18 protein-coding genes and 3 tRNA genes are annotated in these 19163 nt (G+C 74.4%); 7 read left to right on the top strand and 14 right to left on the bottom strand.

The genetic code is table 11. The features are described 5' to 3' along the window. Positions 1–5 precede the first annotated feature (5 nt). Entirely contained in the window at positions 6–1292 is a 1287-nt protein-coding gene (locus ACOTKD_RS04905) for a pyroglutamyl peptidase (protein WP_424887612.1), read from the bottom strand. A gap of 90 nt (positions 1293–1382) precedes the next feature. Between ACOTKD_RS04905 and ACOTKD_RS04900 the strand changes: the two genes are divergently transcribed. The 3 genes from ACOTKD_RS04900 (at position 1383) to ACOTKD_RS04890 (ending at position 3659) form a co-directional block, all read left to right on the top strand. Next, positions 1383–2144, top strand: a complete 762-nt coding sequence (locus ACOTKD_RS04900) for an MgtC/SapB family protein (protein WP_424887611.1) — start codon at positions 1383–1385, stop codon at positions 2142–2144. A 115-nt stretch (positions 2145–2259) separates the two neighbouring features. Next, a complete protein-coding gene (locus ACOTKD_RS04895) occupies positions 2260–3066 on the top strand; it encodes a VOC family protein (protein WP_424887610.1) in 807 nt (268 codons plus the stop codon). A 77-nt stretch (positions 3067–3143) separates the two neighbouring features. After that, positions 3144–3659, top strand: a complete 516-nt coding sequence (locus ACOTKD_RS04890) for a DinB family protein (protein WP_424887609.1) — start codon at positions 3144–3146, stop codon at positions 3657–3659. Positions 3660–3715: 56 nt separating this feature from the next. Here the strand turns inward: ACOTKD_RS04890 and ACOTKD_RS04885 are convergent, their stop codons facing one another. The 3 genes from ACOTKD_RS04885 to ACOTKD_RS04875 form a co-directional block, all read right to left on the bottom strand. Next, positions 3716–4234, bottom strand: coding sequence for a hypothetical protein (locus ACOTKD_RS04885; RefSeq protein ID WP_424887608.1), 519 nt, complete (start codon positions 4232–4234; stop codon positions 3716–3718). 171 nt (positions 4235–4405) lie between these two features. Further along, positions 4406–6148, bottom strand: coding sequence for a hypothetical protein (locus ACOTKD_RS04880; protein WP_424887607.1), 1743 nt, complete (start codon positions 6146–6148; stop codon positions 4406–4408). Beyond that, a complete protein-coding gene (locus tag ACOTKD_RS04875; RefSeq protein ID WP_424887606.1) occupies positions 6145–6861 on the bottom strand; it encodes an ATP-binding cassette domain-containing protein in 717 nt (238 codons plus the stop codon). The genes ACOTKD_RS04880 and ACOTKD_RS04875 overlap by 4 nt, the downstream gene beginning before the upstream one ends. A 98-nt stretch (positions 6862–6959) precedes the next feature. Here ACOTKD_RS04875 and ACOTKD_RS04870 point away from each other — a divergent pair, with 98 nt between their 5' ends. Then, positions 6960–7589 carry a hypothetical protein gene (locus tag ACOTKD_RS04870; RefSeq protein WP_424887605.1) on the top strand — a complete coding sequence of 210 codons (630 nt, stop codon included), beginning with the start codon at positions 6960–6962 and terminating at the stop codon, positions 7587–7589. Positions 7590–7788: 199 nt separating this feature from the next. After that, the gene (locus ACOTKD_RS04865) at positions 7789–8370 is read left to right on the top strand and encodes a sortase domain-bontaining protein (RefSeq protein WP_424887604.1); all 582 of its coding nucleotides are present in this window, start codon (positions 7789–7791) and stop codon (positions 8368–8370) included. 33 nt (positions 8371–8403) lie between these two features. On the opposite strand, the gene ACOTKD_RS04860 is transcribed toward ACOTKD_RS04865, so the two are convergent. The 6 genes from ACOTKD_RS04860 to ACOTKD_RS04835 all read right to left on the bottom strand — a co-directional run bounded on the left by ACOTKD_RS04860 (position 8404) and on the right by ACOTKD_RS04835 (position 10590). Next, positions 8404–8829 carry an OsmC family protein gene (locus ACOTKD_RS04860; RefSeq protein ID WP_424887603.1) on the bottom strand — a complete coding sequence of 142 codons (426 nt, stop codon included), beginning with the start codon at positions 8827–8829 and terminating at the stop codon, positions 8404–8406. Between the two features lie 73 nt (positions 8830–8902). Beyond that, a complete protein-coding gene (locus tag ACOTKD_RS04855; protein WP_424887602.1) occupies positions 8903–9508 on the bottom strand; it encodes a histidine phosphatase family protein in 606 nt (201 codons plus the stop codon). Then, positions 9501–9917, bottom strand: coding sequence for a thioredoxin (trxA, locus tag ACOTKD_RS04850; protein WP_424887601.1), 417 nt, complete (start codon positions 9915–9917; stop codon positions 9501–9503). The genes ACOTKD_RS04855 and trxA overlap by 8 nt, the downstream gene beginning before the upstream one ends. Positions 9918–10174: 257 nt before the next feature. Then, positions 10175–10248 (bottom strand) — tRNA-Ile (locus tag ACOTKD_RS04845). Positions 10249–10439: 191 nt separating this feature from the next. Further along, positions 10440–10512: transfer RNA gene (locus ACOTKD_RS04840), tRNA-Asn, on the bottom strand. A gap of 5 nt (positions 10513–10517) precedes the next feature. Beyond that, positions 10518–10590, bottom strand: a tRNA-Asn gene (locus ACOTKD_RS04835). Positions 10591–10783: 193 nt separating this feature from the next. On the opposite strand from ACOTKD_RS04835, the gene ACOTKD_RS04830 reads away from it, so the two are divergent. Both ACOTKD_RS04830 and ACOTKD_RS04825 read left to right on the top strand, forming a co-directional pair. Beyond that, the gene (locus tag ACOTKD_RS04830; protein WP_424887972.1) at positions 10784–11071 is read left to right on the top strand and encodes a YtxH domain-containing protein; all 288 of its coding nucleotides are present in this window, start codon (positions 10784–10786) and stop codon (positions 11069–11071) included. Between the two features lie 133 nt (positions 11072–11204). Further along, positions 11205–12632, top strand: a complete 1428-nt coding sequence (locus ACOTKD_RS04825; RefSeq protein ID WP_424887600.1) for an FGGY family carbohydrate kinase — start codon at positions 11205–11207, stop codon at positions 12630–12632. Positions 12633–12677: 45 nt separating this feature from the next. Here the strand turns inward: ACOTKD_RS04825 and ACOTKD_RS04820 are convergent, their stop codons facing one another. From ACOTKD_RS04820 to ACOTKD_RS04805, 4 genes are all read right to left on the bottom strand, one after another. Next, positions 12678–14036 (bottom strand): RNA polymerase sigma factor, encoded by a 1359-nt coding sequence (locus ACOTKD_RS04820; RefSeq protein ID WP_424887599.1) that lies wholly within the window; start codon positions 14034–14036, stop codon positions 12678–12680. A 327-nt stretch (positions 14037–14363) separates the two neighbouring features. Further along, positions 14364–16310 (bottom strand): DNA primase, encoded by a 1947-nt coding sequence (gene dnaG / locus ACOTKD_RS04815; protein WP_424887598.1) that lies wholly within the window; start codon positions 16308–16310, stop codon positions 14364–14366. Between the two features lie 39 nt (positions 16311–16349). Further along, the gene (locus ACOTKD_RS04810; protein WP_424887597.1) at positions 16350–17627 is read right to left on the bottom strand and encodes an NAD(P)/FAD-dependent oxidoreductase; all 1278 of its coding nucleotides are present in this window, start codon (positions 17625–17627) and stop codon (positions 16350–16352) included. Between the two features lie 179 nt (positions 17628–17806). Beyond that, on the bottom strand, positions 17807–19132 hold the full coding sequence (locus ACOTKD_RS04805) for a deoxyguanosinetriphosphate triphosphohydrolase (protein ID WP_424887596.1): 1326 nt from the start codon (positions 19130–19132) through the stop codon (positions 17807–17809). Positions 19133–19163: the final 31 nt, after the last annotated feature.

The raw sequence follows: 19163 nt of genomic DNA, 5'->3' as shown, positions 1-19163 counted from the left end.
GCCCATCATGGCGTCCGGGCGTGCGCGAGGGCCACGACTGTGAGCGACCGCACCTGGTCGGTGATCGCGAGCCGGTTCCGTACGAACTCGGGGTCGGTGACCGTGCCGGTCGCGGGATCGGTGTTGCCCGGGCCGAACCGCAGCACCGGGGTGTGCAGGTGCCCGCCGGGGACGGGCAGGCGCACGGCGTCGCGCAGCAGGGTCGCCCGGTAGGCGATCTCGTTGGAGAGGTAGTCGCCCCCGCCGCCCGCGCGGGCGGTCGAGCCCGGGGTCGGGCCGTCCGGCCGGTCGACCGGTTCGGTGGCGCCCGCGGGTATCTCGGTGACCTCGGTGTTGTCGTGCACGGGGAACGGCCCCGTCGTGGCGGCCGTCATCGCGGCGTACGGGAGGCTCGTCGACGTCCACTGCGGCTGCGGGCGGACGGTCGGCACGTCAGGCGGTACGGGCACGGTCTCCGTGCGGGAGGCGTTCGCGTTGTCGGGGGAGCCGCCGCGCCAGGCCCCGTTGGTGCGTTCGACGTCGAAGCGGCCGGGCCGGCCCTGGCTGATCGTGGTGAAGAGGTCCACGCGGCGGGGGCCCGGCCGGAAGTGCGGCAGCAGCGTGCGCTCCACCGTGCCGTCGGCGAAGTCCGCCCAGCGCACGGGGAAGACGGCGGCCTCGATGCGCGCCGGGCCGGCCGGGGTGTCGACGGTCGTGCCGTCCAGGGCGAGGGCGCCCGCGCCGGAGGGGTTGGAGCGGCGGGGGTCCGCGTCGAGCTGGAAGGGGTCGAAGCCGGTGACGATGACGCGCTTGACCTGAGTGCCCGCCGGGAGGTCGAGGGAGTCCTGGCCGCGCGAGGAGCGTTCGACGCGGCCGGTGAGCTCGGCGCGCTGCGCCCCGGACAGCCGGAAGGCGGGCTTCCATTCCTGCAGGGCGCGGGTCATGCCGAGCCGCGCCCAGTACAGCGGGCGGTCGTCGTCGCGGCTCAGGTCCCCGGCGCGCTCCGGGCCCGGCCCGCGGCCCTGCGCCCGGTCCACGGCGCGCCGCCACAGCCGCCGGCCCTCGGCCGTCGCGAGGCTCTGCGCCTGCGGGAGCGTGCGGGTGCGGCCCAGGGCGGCGGCGAAGCCCGGAGCCGCGTCGGCGAAGCCGCCGCGCCGCAGGATCTCCTGCGGTACGGGGCCGCCGAGCCGCTGCTCCTCGGCGGTGAGGGACGGCCGGGGCGCGGGGGCGGCAGCGGCGGCCGTGGGAGCGGAGGCGCCGGCGGCGAGGAGGGCGGCAGCGAGGGCTGTTCCGCCGAGTCTGGAGGGATGCATGAGGCGGAAGCTATCCACTGCGTCCCGCCGCGCGATAGAGGGGTCGTCAACTCCCTTTTACGACAGTCGAGTTCAAGCCACAATGACGCAATGAACATAGCTCAGCACTTAGCGGCCCCTCTCTTCGATCCCGGCAGCGGTCAAGGCGTGCGGCAGTTCACCGAGCTGGGCCTCGCCCTGCTGCTCTCCTCGCTCATCGGCCTGGAGCGCGAGCTGCAGCAGAAGAGCGCCGGACTGCGCACCCACACCCTCGTCGGGGTGGGCAGCGCCCTGTTCATGGAGGTCTCGATCCACGGGTTCGGCGCGGTGTCCGCGCTCGTCGGCGCCCGGCAGGACCCCTCGCGGGTGGCGGCCCAGATCGTCTCCGGCATCGGCTTCATCGGCGGCGGCCTGATCTTCGTGCGCCGCGACGCGGTGCGCGGCCTGACGACGGCGGCCACGATCTGGCTGACCTGCGCCCTGGGCATGGCCTGCGGCGGCGGCCTGCCGCTGCTCGGCGCCGCCGCGACCCTGGTGCACTTCCTGGTGGTGCGCGGCTACCCCGTGATCACCCGGCGCATGGCGCTCGTGCCCGGCGACCGGGTCGAGCTGCACCTGTCGTACCGCACCCGCAGGGGGCTCCTGGGGCGCGTGCTGGAGCTGTGCACGAAGCGCGGCTTCCGGGTCACGGACGTGCACATCGAGCCGGAGCAGGCGGCGGCGGACGGGCGGGAGAAGGGCAAGGCCAAGGAGGCGGGGGTGGTGCTGAGCCTGGAGGGGAAGGGGCCGGCGTTCCCGCTCGTGGAGGAACTGACGGACTGGGAGGGGATCCTGGGGGTCGGGCTGCGGGCGCAGCAGGAGAGCGGGGACTGAGGGGCGCGCGGCGAGCGGGCCGGGGGGACGCGCCCCGGACCTGCCCCTACGGGCGATTGTCAGTGCCGGGTGTCAGGCTGGCTTCGCAGAGGATCCGCGAAGGGAGATCGCTTCCATGATCACCACTGACTCCGTCCCCGGCTCCCCCTCCTGGCTCGACCTCGGTGCGCCCGACACCGCGGCCGCCGCGCGCTTCTACGGCTCGGTGTTCGGCTGGGAGTTCCAGCCCCACGGCCCCGAGACCGGCGGCTACGGCATCTTCCAGCTGGACGGCAAGACCGTGGCCGGGATGGGTCCGCTCACCGAGGAGGGCGCCCGGTCCGCCTGGATGATCTACTTCAGGACCGCGGACGCGGACGCGACGGCCGCGTCCGTGCAGCGCGCGGGCGGCACGGTGCGGGTCCCGCCGATGGGCCCCGGCTCGGGCGAGGGCCGGGCGGCCCAGTTCACCGACCCCCAGGGCGGTCAGTTCGCCGTCTTCCAGCCCGGGACGTACAAGGGCCTGGAGACGGCCGACCGGGCGGGCACCCTGTCCTGGACCGAGCTCTACACCACCGACGCGGCGGCGGCGAAGCAGTTCTACGGCACGGTCTTCGGCTGGGCCACGGAGGACGTTCCCCTGCCGGGCGGCGGAGGCACGTACTCCCTGATCACACCGGCGGGCCGGGGCAAGGAGCGGACGCAGGGCGGCCTCATGGAGCTCCCGGCCGAACACCTCGCCCTGAACCGCGGCCGCCCCTACTGGCACCCGGTCTTCGGCTCCGACGACTGCGACGCGACGGTCGCGAAGGTCACCGAGGGAGGCGGCACGGTCCGGATGGGCCCGGAAACCGCACAGGGCGTCGGCCGCCTGGCGGTCTGCCTGGACCTCGCGGGGGCGGACTTCGTCGTCCTCCAGCCGGAAGAGGGGTCGCCCGGCTGACGGCCGTGGCGCCGGCGAGGGCGGGGCGGCCGGGGAAAGGGCTCGCGCGGCCGTACGGACACCGGCATGATCGCGGAATGACATGGACAGCACCGGGGGTCACCCGGGCCGGCGGATCACTCGCGGCCGGCGAACGCACCCTGCTCACCGGCCTCCTCGCCTGGCACCGCAGCACCCTGCTGCACAAGTGCGCGGGGCTGACCGGTGAGCAGCTGGCCGAGCGGTCCGTGCCGCCGTCGGACCTGTCGCTGCTGGGCCTGATCCGGCACATGGCGAAGGTCGAGCGCATCTGGTTCCGCGAGCGGTTCGCCGGCCAGGACGTGCCCCGGCTGCACGGCACGGAGGGGAACGGGGACGCCGACTTCGGGGAGGCGGATCCGGCCCGCGCCGCCGAGGACTACGCGTGCCTGCTGGAGGAGCAGCGCCTGGCCGACGCGGTGGTGGCGGAGGCGTCCCTGGACGACACGTTCACGACCGGCGGCGAGACGTGCTCGCTGCGCTTCGTCCTCCTCCACCTCATCGGCGAGTACGCGCGCCACAACGGGCACGCGGACCTGGTGCGGGAGCGGGTGGACGGCGTCACGGGGGCGTGACGGCGCCCCGTCCCGGCCGTGCGGGCCGGGACGGGGCGCCTTTCGGGTCGCCCGGTCTACAGGGCGCCGTCGAAGAGGGCCACCGTGAGCCCATTGTTGATGTTGTAGTGGTGGGCGTGGTTGACCGACTGGGTCCCGCGTCCGAACTCCTCCTCGTTGGAGGGGTGGAAGAGTCCGCTGATGCTGTCGCCCGTCCCGGCTTCACGCACCCTGTTCCCCAGGGTCGGCACGAACTCCCGGACCTCCGTCAGGTTGGTCACTTCGCCCGTGTTCCAGGTGATCTTGTCGGTGGTCGTGGTCGTCACCAGAGTGTCGCTGATGGTGCCCAGGCCCGACATGGTGATGACGCCCGAGGTCAGCCCCGGGTGCCCGGGGGCGCTGCAGTCGGTGAGCGTGCCGAGGCCGGTCGCCGCGTCGTTGACGTCCATGGTGAAGCTGCCGCCGGTGCAGCGGACGAGTGCCGGAAGCTGCTGGGCCGACGCGGCCGTGCTGCCGAACGTGCCGAGCCCGAGCGCGAGCGCTCCGGCGAGTGCGGCCGCGCCGGCCGTCAGTCGGCGGGGGGTGGTGGGAAACATGCGGTCCTCCTTCGCTGTGCAGGCGTCCCGGCAGAAGGGCAGCCGGGGGCCGGGTGGAGGGCGCGCGCCGTCCTGTGCCGAGAGTGTGCTCGCGTCAACCCCCAGACGGAATCACTCGTTCAGGTGAATGCGCCCGTGCTCGCGAGCCGGGCGTGACCAGCGCGAAGAGCGTCAACTCCCGGGCCGTACGAGCCGGTCGGCGGACCGTGCGGCGAAGAACAGCAGTCCGGTCGTCAGCACCGCCGCCGCACCGGCCGCAACGCCCACGGCACCCGCATCCGGCACCGCACGCCGCAGCACCCCGTGGAGGACGATCCCGAGCCCGCCCACCGACACCAGCGGCCCCGCCGCATACCAGGCGAAGAAGCGGAACACCCCGGGGTCGCCCATCGGCGAGCTCACACCGGAGAACAACATGTCCGTACGGGCCGGTCCGCGGCTCGCCGAGAAGACCGCCGCCGCGGCGAACGGCACCGCGCACACCGGCATCAGCACCAGCGCCCACGGCGCCCCCGCCACCGCGAAGGGCACCGCCGCGAGCAGCGCCAGCAGGGCGCCCAGCACCGCCGGCACCACCGCGTGCTGGAGCATGAGCGTACGGAAGCGGAAGGGGGACCAGGCCGCGCGCCGCACGTCGTCCGTCTCCAGCCGGGCCGGCTCGGCGAGGACGCCCACGGCGAAGTAGCCGAGCAGCAGGGCGGCGGCGAGGCCGGTGAAGCGGGCGCCGCCGTCGAACTGCAGGCCCAGGGCGGCCACCGCCGTGGCGCAGGCCAGCCACATCAGGGCCTTCCCCACGCGGGCGGGCGTCCGCAGCAGGGACAGCAGGTCCCGCCAGACCACCACGAGGTACTTGCTGCGCGGGCGCGGCAGCCGGACGCCGCGCACGCGGCCGGCGCCGGGGCCGGCGGCGGCCGCGTCCATCAGGGCGAGCTTGGCGGCCCGCAGCTCCGCCGAGTACATCACCGACGACACGGTCTGCGCGGTCGCCGCCCGCCGCCGCAGCTGCGCCGTGGGCACGAGCGCGGCGTCCCGGTGCCCCTGTACCAGGCCGGCGGCCGTCAGGAGCACCAGCAGGACGACCGCGGCCGGCCAGCCGGCGGCGTGGCCTCCGGTGACGGAGACGACGGGCTGGGCGGCCCAGCCCCAGGGCCCGGACCACAGCTCCACCTGCTCCAGCACCGCGCTCCGGTGCCCGGACGCGGCGGCCGCGGTCTGCCCGGCGAGCAGCATCAGCACGACCACGGCCAGGGGCGAGAAGCGGCGGACGAGGTGCGCGAGCCCGGCCCGGTGCTCCACCGCCATGCCCGCCGCGACGGCCAGCAGCGGCAGGCACACCGCCGCCGGGAGCAGCGCGAGCAGGGCGCCGCCCGGCGAGGCCAGGCCCAGGACGCGCAGGACGACGGCCGCGGCGACCGCGGCCACCAGGGCGGTGGCGACCGACACCCCGGCCGACAGCCAGAACCAGGGGCGCAGGACGACGGCCCTGCGCACGGGCTGCGCGAGCAGCCAGCCGACCGAGGGGGCGGGGACGACGACGGGGCCGCGCCACAGGGCGTCGCGCGCGGCGAGCAGGACCAGGGCGGCGGTCAGGAGCGTGAAGAAGGCCGGCAGCACGGCCTGGACGTGCGCGCCGACGTCGCTGTAGTCCGCGCCGAGCCGGAGCCGGCGCAGGAAGTAGACGGCGTACCCGCCGCCGTAGCCTGCGCCGAGGAGCACGACGGAGTAGACGTAGACCGCGATGTCGCGGCCCTTCTGGCGGCGGTGGCCCTTGCGCTTCTCCCGCAGCCAGCGCAGCGTCTCGGCGGTGCGGTCGTCCTCCTCCTCGCTCCATGCGGGCTCGTCCGGCACCGGCTCGCCGGGCCCGCCCCGCACCTGTTCGCCGAGCTCGTCCCGTACGGACTCGTCGTGGCTCATCCGCGCAGCCCCAGCTCGCCCAGGACCTCCGCCGGCGGGCCCTCGGCGATCACCCGGCCGTCCTCCAGGGCGATCATCCGGTCCGCCACGGTCTCCGCGAGTTCGGCCTGGTGCGTCGCCAGCAGGACGGCCACGCCGTCGCGCTTCTCGCCGTTCAGCAGCTCCGCGAGGCGGACCCGGGCGTCCGGGTCGAGCCGCTGCTCGGGCTCGTCGAGGACGAGCAGGTCGCGGGGGCGCACGAGGGCGGCGGCCAGCAGCAGGGACTGGAGCTGGCCGGAGGAGAGCGAGCCGGGCAGCGCCTGCGCGTGGCCGGACAGCCGGCGGTCGGCGAGCACCTCGTCGATCCAGGCGTCGGCGTCCTCCACGGCATGGGCGACGGTGACGAGTTCGAGGTGCTCGCGCACGGTCAGGTCCGGGTAGGTCGCGACGGTGTCGCCGACGACCGCGACCCTGGCCCGTACCTCCGGATCGTCCTCCGAGATCTTGCGGCCCGCGAACCGCGCGGTGCCGCTCGTCGGCTCGTCCCGGCCGCACGCGATCCGCAGCAGTGTGGACTTGCCGGAGCCGTTGTGGCCGAAAAGGGCGGTGCAGGTGCCGGGTTGCAGGTCCAGGTCGAGCGGGAGCAGCGCCTTCCGGTCCCCGTAGGTGCGGCTGACCCCGCGCAGCCGCAGCAGCGGGGCGGGGGCGCCTTGCTGCGCCGTCGAGCCGGTCATGAGAAGCCTCCGTACGCGGGTGATCACTCAGCCAGACCCTAGCCAGTGAACGGGCGACGCCCGGCGCCGCCCGCCCCCCGTGCGCGACGATGGCCCCCATGAACCCAGCGCGCGACTCCGCATCCGAGCCCGCCCCCTCGTCCGGCGCCTCCGGCACCGCCGGCACCGGTGGCGCCTTCGGTCCGCTCGGCTTCCAGCTCGTCCTGCTGCGGCGGATGGCCGACCACCAGCCCGGTCTCGTCGAGGACGCCCTGCACGAGCTCGGCGTCGGCAGGGCGGAGATGCGGGAGGCCAACCGGCGCTGGCAGGCCATGTTGCGGGCCCCGGGGCGGCGCGGGGCCGGCCCGCGCTACCGCTCGGTGCTCGGCCCGCCCGACGCCACCGGCGAGCGCCGCGTCGGCGACCTGTCCTTCGAGGCGTCGGCGTGGCGGCTGCCGCTCTGGCCGGACCTGCGGTTCGAGGTGCTGGCGGCGCCCGGCGGGGCCGTGTGGAACGAGTGGCTGGTCCGCGCGCCCGGCGCGCCCGGCCCCGAGCTGCGCACGGTGGAGGACCTGCGGCCCTGGTCGTGCACGGTGGACGAGGTGGCGCGCGCCTTCGCCCCCGCCCGCCCCCTGGAGGGCACCGCCCCCACCCGCTGGCGCCTCGCCTTCACCGCGCCGGACGCCACCGGGAAGCGGGGAAAGTACGTGGTCGAGTTCACTTGGGGGCTTCTGCAGCGGTTCGTCTGAGGCTGCGGTTCGTGTGAGGCAGCGGTTCGTCTGAGACGGACAGGGCGCACGGTCTGCGGAAGACAGTGCTTCAAACCCGAAGCATCCTCATCCTTTGGAGGGATACAGAACTGGCCGTTCACCCGAGGCCCCGGGCACCGGCCGGTCCCTAGCGTGAACGGGTACCACGACCGGATCCCCCACACCGGACGGACAGCCCATGCCCCGCAGGACCTTCTCCGTACCCGCCCTCGCGGCGGCCCTGATCCTGCCCGCCGCGCTCACCTCCGTCCTGCTCACCGCCTGCTCGTCCGGCACGGCCGGCAGCACGGCGGCCAGCGGCACCCCGGCCTCGCCCGAGGAGCCCGCCCGCCTCTCGATCCCCTCCATCGGCGTGGACAGCGCGCTGCTGCGCCTCGGCAGGAACGGCGACGGCACCGTGCAGGTGCCGCCGCCGGAGAAGGGCATGACGGCCGGCTGGTACACGGGCGGGGCCGTGCCCGGCGAGCCCGGCGCCGCCGTCGTCATCGGCCGCGACGACACCCGCGAGGGCAGCGCCGTCTTCCACGACCTGGAGAAGGTGGACGAGGGGACGGCCGTCGACGTCCGGCGCGGGGACGGCAAGCTGCTGCGCTTCTCCGTCACCGGCAAGGAGACGGCCGAGGGGTCCGCCTTCCCCGCGCGGAAGGTCTACGGGCCGACGAAGGAGCGCGTGCTGCGGCTGGTCACCTGTGCGGGCGGCCCGGACGCGGACGGCCACCCGGCGAAGCACCTCATCGTCTACGCGGCCCTGACGCCGTGACGCCGGGGCCGCGCAGCGCGAACGAGGCGGATGTCAGGCCAGCTCGGCCGACAGCGTGATCGTCGTCCCGGTGAGGGCCTGGCTGACGGGGCAGTTCTTCTTGGCGTCCTCGGCGGCGGCCGCGAAGCCCTCCTCGTCGAGGCCGGGCACCTCTCCGCGAACCCACAGGTGGATGCCGGTGATGCCCTCGCCCGGCTGGAACGTGACGTCGGCCTTGGTCTCCAGGCGGGTGGGCGGGTTGCCCGCGCCCGTCAGGCCGTGCGAGAGGGCCATGGAGAAGCAGCTGGAGTGCGCGGCCGCGATCAGCTCCTCCGGGCTCGTCTTGCCGTTGGCCTGCTCGGCGCGCGACGGCCACGACACCGGCTGCGAGCCGATGCCGGACGAGTCGAAACTGACGGTGCCGCTGCCCTTGAGCAGCTCGCCTTCCCAGACGGTGTGCGCGGTGCGGGTGGTAGCCACGGATACGTCCTCCAGTCACTGCTCGGTTACGAGGATCAAAGCTTATGGGCCTGCAGCGGGCGCAGGCCCCGTGTCACGCCGACCGGACGTTCCAGGCCACGAGCGCGGGACGCCCGTGCTCGGTGCCGATCCGGCTGACGGTCGCGGTGTCGAGCCGGAAGAGCGCGCCCGCGGCGGGCGGCAGGCCGAGCCTGCGGGCGGTCAGCACGCGCAGGAAGTGCCCGTGCGCCACGAGGACCACGTCCCCGCCACCGGCCTCCAGCAGGGGGACGACGCGGGCCAGCACCCGGTCGGCGCGGGCGCCGACCTGCGCGGGCGTCTCACCCGGGTGCTCCGGCGGCCCGGGAACCACGCCGTCGTCCCACAGGCACCATCCGGGGCGGGTGCGGCGGATCTCCTCGGTGGTGACGCCCTCGTAGCCGCCGTAGTCCCACTCGTGGAGGTCCGGGTCGGTCTCCGTGCTCTGCGGGCTCTCCAGCCCGGCGAGCTCGGCCGTCCGCAGGGCCCGCTTCATCGGGCTGACCAGGACCTTCGCGGGCGTGCTGCCGGCGAGCAGCGGGCGCAGGGCCTCCGCCTGCCGCTCGCCGCGGTCGGTCAGGGACACGTCCGTGAAGCCGGTGTGGCGGCCGTCGCGGCTCCACTCCGTCTCGCCGTGCCGGATCAGCAGCAGCTCACTCACCGGAGGGCTGCCCCTCGCCCTGCATCGTCGGCTGCCCGGCCTTGGCCTGCTCCTCGGCGACGGAGGCGCGCACCTCGTCCATGTCGAGCGCGCGGGCCTGCCGGATGACGTCCTCCAGCGCGGCCTCCGGCAGCGCGCCCGGCTGCGCGAACACCGCGATGTTGTCCCGCACGATCATCAGCGTGGGGATCGACCGGATGTCGAAGGCGGCCGCCAGCTCGGGCTGGGCCTCGGTGTCGACCTTGGCGAAGACCAGGTCGCCGTGGCGCTCGGAGGCCGCCTCGTACACCGGTGCGAACTGCCGGCAGGGGCCGCACCACGACGCCCAGAAGTCGATGAGCACGAATCCGCTGCCGGAGACGATCTCGTCGAAGTTGTCCTTGGTGAGCTCCACCGTGCTGCTGCTCATGCGTCGCTACCTGCTTCCGCTGTGGCGTCGGGTGACCGTCGGACCGGCCCAGCAGCGCCAACAGGATGACGCCGGGCCGTATTCCGCCGCATACCCGGGCGGGGACGGGGCAGACGGTCCGCATGGCACGACGTGGCCGAAGTCATGCGGTCCCGGGCCCCGCACAGCAGCAAGCCCCGCCGGGGCCGAGCGGGAGCCGGGCCGGGCGGGGCTTCGTAGACGCAGGTCGCATCGTTTCTGCAGCGACATCGCGCGAGTGGGGCGGGTGGGACTCGAACCCACGGCCGACGGATTATGAGTCCGCTGCTCTAACCGGCTGAGCTACCGCCCCGTTCACGGCGCGTCGCGCACATCTGTGCGCGCCGTCTGCCGCAGCATAGCCGCTCATACGATCTGCTGCCCCTGAGGGGGCGTATTGCGTGACCTACCTGACCATGAGGACTTCGATCACGGCGGGACGGTTCCCTCCGGAAGCACATCCGGACACGAAAAAGGACCCCCGAAGGGGTCCTCGATCGTTTGCTCCTCCGACTGGACTCGAACCAGTAACCTGCCGGTTAACAGCCGGCTGCTCTGCCAATTGAGCTACAGAGGATCGCGCTCCCCCGACTGGACTCGAACCAGTAACCTGCCGGTTAACAGCCGGCTGCTCTGCCAATTGAGCTACAGGGGACTGCTGCGTTTGCTTCGAATGCCCTTCCGACCGGTCTTCCGGGCGGCGGGCGCTCGCTGCGAGACATACATTAGCGCAAGCAGGGGGGTGCTCCGCCAATCGGTATCCCGGGAGTGACCTTCGCACCCGGCGGGTAGGCGGCGACCACGGTGCGACGACGGTGTCCGAGGGATCCGAGGAAGGGTGGAGCGGGATGCGCTACCGGCTGACGTTCATGTTGGGAGCAGCCGTCGGATACGTCCTGGGGGCGCGGGCCGGCCGGGAACGGTACGAACAGCTGCGCAAGGGGGCCCGGCAGATCGCGCAGAACCCCGCCGTCCGGAACACCGTCGAGTCCGCCGCGCAGAACGGCCGGGCGCTGGCTTCCCAGGCCCTCGCCAAGGCGGGCGACCGGATGCCGGAGTCCGTGGCCGGGCGCGTGCGGTCCCTGCGTGAGCGGGGCCAGGGCTCCGAGGACGACTGGGGCACCAGCAACACCTGACCCGGCCGTCCCGCCCCGCCCCCTCCGCGGTCACCCCCGTCCCGGCGGTTCACTCCTGACCCGGGCCGGCGGGCGGGCGGCTAACACCCCTCCGGCGCACGGAGCATGCCCCGGGGTTTGGCATCATCTCGGCATGGGCATAGTCGCGGGCTTGGACAGTTCCACCGAGAGCACACGGATCGTCGTCTGCGATACGGACACGGGTGCCGTGCTCCGGCAGGGGTACGCCCCCCATCCGCACACCGACGGCGACCCCCAGGCCTGGCTGATCTCCCTGGGCGAGGCCGCCGCCGGCGGGCTCCTGGAGGGCGTCCAGGCCATCGGGGTGTCCGCGCAGCAGAACGGCCTGCTCGCGCTGGACGCGGGCGGGGTGCTCGTACGGCCCGCGATGCTCGGCAACGACAAGCGGATGCAGCCTTCCGCCGCCGACCTGACCGACGCGCTCGGCGGCCGGGCCGCGTGGGCGCAGGCGGTCGGTTCCGTGCCGCAGCCCGGCCACATGGTCGCCAAGCTGCGCTGGCTCGCCCGCAACGAGCCCGAGTCCGCCCAGCGCATCGCCGCCCTGCTGCAGCCCCACGACTGGCTCGTGTGGCAGCTCCTGGGCCGCCCGCTGCGGCGCACGACCGACCGCGGCGACGCCTCCGGCACCGGTCTGTGGTCGGCCGCGACCGGCTCCTGGCGGCCGGACCTGGTGGAACTCGCCCTGGGCCGCCCGGCGGTGCTCCCCGACGTGCTCGCGCCCGCCGAGCCCGCCGGGCACACCCCCGAGGGGCTGCTGATCTCCGCGGGCACGGGCGAGACCATGGCCGCCGCCTTCGGGCTGGGCGTGGGGCCGGGTGACGCGGTGATCTCGCTCGGGGCCTCGGGCTCGGTGTTCGCCGTGCACCACGAGGCGCTCGTCGACGACACCGGGACGATCACCTCCCTCGCCGACGCGACCGGCATGCACCTGCCCGTGGTGCACACCCTCAACGCCGTACGGGTGCTGCGCGGCACGGCCGAGCTGCTGGGCACGGACCTCCCCGGCCTGTCCGAGCTGGCCCTGCAGTCCTCCCCCGGCTCGTACGGGCTCGTGATGCTGCCGTACCTGGAGGGCGAGCGGACCCCGCACCTGCCGCACACGGCGGGCAGCCTCGCGGGGCTGCGGCGCGAGAGCATGAAGCGCGAACACCTGGCGCGGGCCGCGTTCGAAGGCATGCTGTGCGGGCTGACGGACGCCCTCGACGTGCTGCGCACGCGCGGGGTGCAGGTGCGGCGGGTGTTCCTGCTGGGGCCCGCGGCGGAGCTGCCCGCCGTGCAGGTGATCGCGCCGGCGCTGTTCGGCACGCAGGTCGTCGTGCCGCAGCCCGCGGACTACGCGGCCCTGGGCGCGGCCCGGCAGGCGGCCTGGGCGCTGGGCGTCCAGCACGGGGGGCTGGCGCCCCACGAACCGCCCCTGTGGCCCGCCGCCGCCGGTCAGGCGTACGACCCCGGGGAGGATCTCGCCGTGGGGCAGGCGGTGCGGCAGCAGTACGCCGCCGTGCGCGATCAGACGCACCCGGAAGCGTTCCAGGCCGGCTAGGCGGGGCCGCGCCCCCGGCCCGGTCCCCCGGCCCGGCCCGCCGGGTCAGTCGAGGTAGCCGCGCAGCTGGTCGGCGAACGCGTGGTCGCGGAGCTTGTTGAGGGTCTTGGACTCGATCTGGCGGATCCGCTCGCGGGTCACGCCGAAGATGCGGCCGATCTCCTCCAGGGTGCGGGGACGGCCGTCGGCCAGCCCGTAGCGCAGCTGCACGACCTTGCGCTCGCGCTCGCCGAGCGTCGACAGGACGGCCTCCAGGTGCTCGCGCAGCAGCAGGAACGCGGCCGACTCCACGGGGGAGGCCGCGTCGCCGTCCTCGATCAGGTCGCCGAGGGCGACGTCGTCCTCCTCGCCGACGGGCGCGTGCAGCGAGACCGGCTCCTGGGCCAGCCGCAGCACCTCGCTGACCCGTTCCTGGGTGAGGTCGAGGTGGGCGGCCACCTCGTCGGCCGTGGGCTCGTAGCCGCGCTCCTGGAGCATGCGGCGCTGGACGCGCACGACGCGGTTGATCAGTTCGACGACGTGCACGGGGACGCGGATCGTGCGGGCCTGGTCCGCGAGGGCCCGCGACATGGCCTGGCGGATCCACCACGTCGCGTACGTGGAGAACTTGTAGCCGCGGGCGTAGTCGAACTTCTCCACGGCCCGGATCAGGCCCAGGTTGCCCTCCTGGACGAGGTCCAGCATGGTCAGGCCGCGGCCGATGTAGCGCTTGGCGACGGAGACGACGAGGCGCAGGTTGGCCTCGATGAGGCGCCGTTTGGCCATCCGGCCGAGCACGACCAGGCGGTCCAGGTCGAGGGCGAGCTGGGAGTCCAGGTCCGGGGCGCCGGCGAGCTTCTCCTCGGCGAACAGGCCGGCCTCCACGCAGCGGGCCAGCTCGACCTCCTCGGCGGCGGAGAGCAGCGGGATGCGGCCGATCTCGCGCAGGTACTGGCGGAAGAGGTCGGAGGAGGGGCCGCCGCCGGTGTCGGGGCGTACGGAGTCGGCCCGGGGGGCCTCGGATTCGGCCTCGGGTTCGGCCTCGGCGGCGGCTTCGGCGGCCTCGGACGCGGCTTCGGTCTCGGCCTCGTTCTCGTTCTCGGCTTCGGATTCCGCTGCCCGGCTCGCGGCCGGATCCGGCAGGAGCGGCTCGTCGGGGAGGCTCTCGGCCTGCGGTGCGGCGGGCTGCCGGGGCACGCCCTGGGCCGGGGCGGCGGCCGGGGGCCGGGGCTGGGGCCTGGTCGGGGTCCGGGTCTGCACGGGGGCGACCTCCAAGGTGATCGCTGCCGGTTTCGGGGCGGCATGCGCCGGAGGGGCGGCAGCGGCCTGGCCGCCGGCCGTCCCGGGGATCAGGAGCGGCTTCGCGAAGGGTTCCGAGTTCCGGGTCCGAGCGGCCGGGCCTGCCGCGTCCGAGGACTCAGGCACCGCCCACCAGTGTGGGGTACGACGCGGGCCCGCCACGAGGGGCCTGCGGGCACTTTCTGAGTCCGTTCCGTGACCGGGGGTTACGACCTCCGCTTCCGCGGCGGTGGGCCGACAGGGCCGGGCCCGTTGCTCCCGGAGCACCGCTCCCTCGGATCCGCCGCCGCGGCGATCAGCCGGTACGGCGCGGACCGGCGGTGCCAGGCGAAGCTGCTGGGCGGCTTGGCACCGCCGGACCGCTCGGTGGGGGTCACTCGCCGTCGCGGCGGAGTTGAAGGGCGTTCACCCGCCGGTTCCCGGCACCGGGCCCGGGCCCCCTCGGGGCGGGCGCTACAGCGCCGCCGCCCCGCGGTCCTTCAGGGAACGGGCGTACTGCTCCAGGACCCACAGTTCGTTCTGCACGGCGGCCAGGTGCTCCGGATCCGGCCGGCTGCCCAGGCGGATCAGGCTGCCCTGGACCTCCTGGATGCGGCGCTCCACGGCGCGCAGCCGGACCTGGACGAGCTGTATCCCCGCGTAGACCTCGTCCACGTTCTTGTGCCGGATCGCCTCGACGGCCAGCTCCGTGATCATCGCCCGGACGGTGTCGTCGGGGGCGGCCTCGCGGACGCGGGTGAGGTAGTCGGCGGGGGCGGCGGTGACACCGCCGGCCTCCTCGATGGCGCGGCGCACGGCCACGTAGGGCGCGGCGGTGAACTCGTCCTCGCCGTACGCGTCGAAGGCGGGGGCGACGAGCTCGGGCCGCTGCAGGGCGAGCTTGAGCAGCTCGCGCTCGGTGAGCGCGACGGGGCTGCGCAGGTTGAGCGCGGGCCCGCGGGCCTGCGGCCCGCCGGTCCGGTGGGCGAGCCCCGGCGCGGGCCCGGTGGGGCTCGCGGCGGGCCCGGGGGCCGGCGCGCCGGCCCGGCCGGCGGAGCGCTGCTGGGGGCCGCCGCGCTCCCCGCGCTCGCGCGCCCAGCGAGCCAGCTGCCCGACGCGCATGACGACGAACTGGGTGTCGAGGATGCCCAGCAGGCCGGCGAGCCGGACGGCGTACTGGTGCCGGATGGAGCCGTCCTTGATGTTCGCCACGATGGGCGCGGCCTCCTCCAGGGCGGCGGCCTGGCCCTCGGGGTCCTCGACGGTGTGCCGGGCGACCACGGAACGGATCGCGAACTCGAAGAGGGGGGTACTCTCCTCGACCAGTCGCCGTACGGCGTCGTCGCCGTCGGCGAGGCGGAGCTCGCACGGATCCATCCCGCCGGGACTGATGGCGATCTTGGTGCTCGCCGCGAACTTCTGGTCGTCCTCGAAGGCCCGCAGGGCCGCGCGCTGCCCGGCGGCGTCACCGTCGAAGGTGAAGATCACCTTCGCGCCGGAGTTGTCCATCAGCAGCCGGCGGAGGATCTTGATGTGGTCGCCGGCGAAGGCCGTGCCGCAGGTGGCGATGGCGGTGGTGACGCCGGCCAGGTGGCAGGCCATGACGTCGGTGTAGCCCTCGACGACGACGGCGCGGCTGGTCTTGGCGATGTCCTTCTTCGCGAGGTCGATGCCGTAGAGGACGTGCGACTTGCGGTAGAGGGGCGTCTCGGGGGTGTTGAGGTACTTGGGGCCGTTGTCGTCGTCGCGGAGCTTGCGCGCGCCGAAGCCGACGACCTCGCCGGTGATGTCGCGGATGGGCCACATCAGGCGGCCGCGGAAGCGGTCGATGGGGCGGCCGCCGCGGCTCTCCTGGGCGAGGCCGGAGAGGATCAGCTCCTTGTCGCTGAAGCCCTTGCCGCGCAGGAAGCGGGTGAGGTGGTCCCAGCCGGCGGGGCTGTAGCCGACGCCGAAGTGCTCGGCGGCGTCCTGGCCGAAGCCGCGGCTCGCGAGGAACTGCCGGCCGATCTCCGCCTCGGGGCTGCCGAGCTGCTCGGCGTAGAACTTCGCGGCGTGCTTGTGCGCCTCGACGAGGCGGATGCGCTCGCCCTGCTGGCGGCCCGGGGTGTAGCCGCCCTCCTCGTAGCGCAGGGTGATGCCGGCCTGGGCGGCCAGCCGCTCGATCGTTTCGGCGAAGGAGAGGTGGTCGATCTTCATGACGAAGTCGACGGTGTCCCCGCCCTCCTGGCAGCCGAAGCAGTAGAAGAGCCCCTTGGCCGGGCTGACCTGGAAGGACGGAGACTTCTCGTCGTGGAAGGGGCACAGGCCCTTGAGGTTGCCGCCGCCCGCGTTGCGCAGCTGGAGGTACTCGGACACGACGGCGTCGATCGGGACCGCGTCCCGTACCGCCTTCACGTCGTCATCGTTGATCCGTCCTGCCACGCGTGAATTCTACGGGCGGGGGGCGGCGGAGCGGACCGGTCAGGACTGTGCCGGGCTGGGCAGCAGGGCGTCGAGGGGGACGGCGGGGTCGGCGAGGGCCTCGGGGTCCAGGGGGGCGCCGGAGCGGATGAGCTTCTGGATGCTCTCCGTGACATCCCACACATTGACGTTCATCCCGGCGAGGAGGCGGCCCTCGGCGAGCCAGAAGGCGATGAACTCGCGCTTGCCGACGTCGCCGCGGCAGACGACCTGGTCGTAGGAGCCGGGCGGGGCGTAGCCGGAGTACTCCAGGCCGACGTCGTACTGGTCGGAGAAGAAGTACGGCACGCGGTCGTACGTGACTTCCTGGCCGAGCATGGCGCGGGCGGCGGCGGGGCCGGTGTGGAGGGCGTTGGCCCAGTGCTCGACGCGGAGGCGGGTGCCCAGCGAAGGGTGCTCGGCGGCGGCGACGTCGCCGGCGGCGTAGATCTCGGGGTCGGAGGTGCGCAGGGAGGCGTCGACGGCGATGCCGCCGCCGTCGGCGCGGTCGACGAGGGCGAGGCCCGCGGCCTCGGCGAGGGCGGTGCGGGGGGCGGCGCCGATGGCGGCGAGGACGGCGTGGGCGGGGTGCTCCTCGCCGTCGTCGGTGCGGGCGGCGAGGACCATGCCGTCCTGGCCGGCGATCTCGGTGAGGCGGGCGCCGAAGTGGAAGCGGACGCCGTGCTCGCTGTGCAGGTCGGTGAAGAGCTGGCCGAGCTCGGGGCCGAGGACGGGGTGCAGCGGGGTGGGCTCGGGCTCGACGACGGTCACCTCGGCACCGTAGGAACGGGCGGCGGCGGCCACTTCGAGGCCGATCCAGCCCGCGCCGGCGATGACGAGGTGGCCGTTGTCGCGGCCGAGGGAGGCGAGGACGCCGCGCAGCCGCTCGGCGTGGGCGAGGCGGCGCAGGTGGTGGACGCCGGCGAGGCCGGTGCCGGGGATGTCGAGGCGGCGGGGCTCGGCGCCGGTGGCGAGCAGCAGCTTGTCGTAGTGGACGCGGGTGCCGTCGCCGAGGCGGACGGAGCGGGCCGCCCGGTCGAGGTGGACGGCGGGCTGGCCGAGGTGCAGCTCGATGTCGGCCTGGGCGTACCAGGCGGGCTCGTGGACGAAGACGCTGTCGCGGTCCTCCTTGCCCGTGAGGTAGCCCTTGGAGAGCGGCGGGCGCTCGTAGGGGTGTTCACGCTCGTCGCAGATGAGGATCACCCGGCCGGTGAAGCCTTCCGCGCGGAGGGTCTCCGCGGCCTTCGCCCCGGCCAGGCCCCCTCCGACGATGACGAACGTCTGGTTCGCGTCGACCACTTGCTGCCTCCTCGCTGCCACGCGCTGCGTCTGCAGCGCGTCTGCGGTGAACCGCCCCCGGCCGGAATCGGCCCGTGCAGAGGTTGCCGCACGGGGCCCGCCGCCGGAAGAGGGACTACCCCGGACGGGTCAGTACCCGCAAGGTGTGGGGGAAGTCCTCGGATTCTGTGGACATTCGGTCACCCTTCTGACACACCACGCCCTTCGGTGAGGCGGGCGAGCAGGGAGCGCGCGGAGACGTCGGTCAGGGCGGCGATCTGGTCGACGACGGCGCGCTGGCGGCCGGCGTCGTCCGTGGCGGCGGCGTAGAGGGTGCGGAACTGCGGGTCGAGGCCGTCGGGGGCGCGGGCGGTGAGGGCCGCGGCGAGCTCGGCGATGACGACGCGCTGCTCGGCGCGGAGCTTCTCCTGGTCCTCGCGCTGCATCACGTAGCGGTCGGCGACGGCCTTCAAGACCGCGCATTCGAGGCGGGTTTCGCGGGGGACGACGAGCTCGGCCCCGTAGCGGGTGAGCCGGCCGGGGCCCCACGCGGCGCGGGTGGCGGTCTCGGCGGCCAGGCAGAAGCGGCCGATGAGCTGGCTGGTGGCGTCCTTGAGGCGGGCCTGGGCCACGGCCGAGCCGTCGTAGCCGTGCGGCCACCACTCCTGTTCCAGGAGCCGGTCGAGGGCCTCGGCGAGCTCGCCGGGCGCGGCGCCGGGGGCGTAGCGGCCGGCGGCGACGGCGAAGACGTCCTGCCGCTCGGGGGCGGCGAGCAGCACGTTGGGGTCGAGGTGGCCGGCGTGCAGGCCGTCCTCGACGTCGTGCACGGAGTAGGCGACGTCGTCGGCCCAGTCCATGACCTGGGCCTCGAAGCTCTGCCGGCCCGCGGGGGCGCCCTGCCGCAGCCAGCTGAAGACGGGCACGTCGTCCGCGTAGACGCCGAACTTGCGGGAGGCCGGGTCGGTGGGGTGGCCGCCGCGCGGCCAGGGGTACTTGGTGGCGGCGTCGAGGGCGGCCCGGGTGAGGTTGAGGCCGACGCTGACGAGCTCGCCGGTGCGCTCGCTGGGGACGAACCGCTTGGGCTCCAGGCGGGTGAGGAGGCGCAGCGACTGGGCGTTGCCCTCGAACCCGCCGCACGGGCCCGCGACTTCGTTGAGCGCCTCCTCGCCGTTGTGGCCGAACGGGGGGTGGCCGAGGTCGTGCGCGAGGCAGGCGGCCTCGACGAGGTCGGGGTCGCAGCCGAGGGCCGCGCCGAGCTCCCGGCCGACCTGGGCGCACTCCAGGGAGTGGGTGAGGCGGGTGCGGGGGCTGGCGTCCCAGGCCTGGGAGCTGACGCCGGGTGTGACGACCTGGGTCTTGCCGGCGAGGCGGCGCAGGGCGGCGGAGTGCAGCACGCGGGCCCGGTCGCGCTGGAAGGCGGTGCGCCCCGGGCGTTTGTCGGGCTCGGGGGCCCAGCGCTCCAGGTCCTGCTCGTCGTATCCGGCGATGGGGGGCCGCTCGCCCTCGGTGCGTGCCGTTCCGTTCATACTCCTGACGGTAACCGCCGGGTCTGACAGC

This window comes from Streptomyces sp. XH2 (assembly GCF_049725035.1).
GTDB classification, from domain to species: Bacteria; Actinomycetota; Actinomycetes; order Streptomycetales; family Streptomycetaceae; genus Streptomyces; species Streptomyces roseoverticillatus.
The sequence above is the reverse complement of the archived record's forward strand: the minus strand, read 5'-3'. Positions and strand labels throughout refer to the sequence as shown.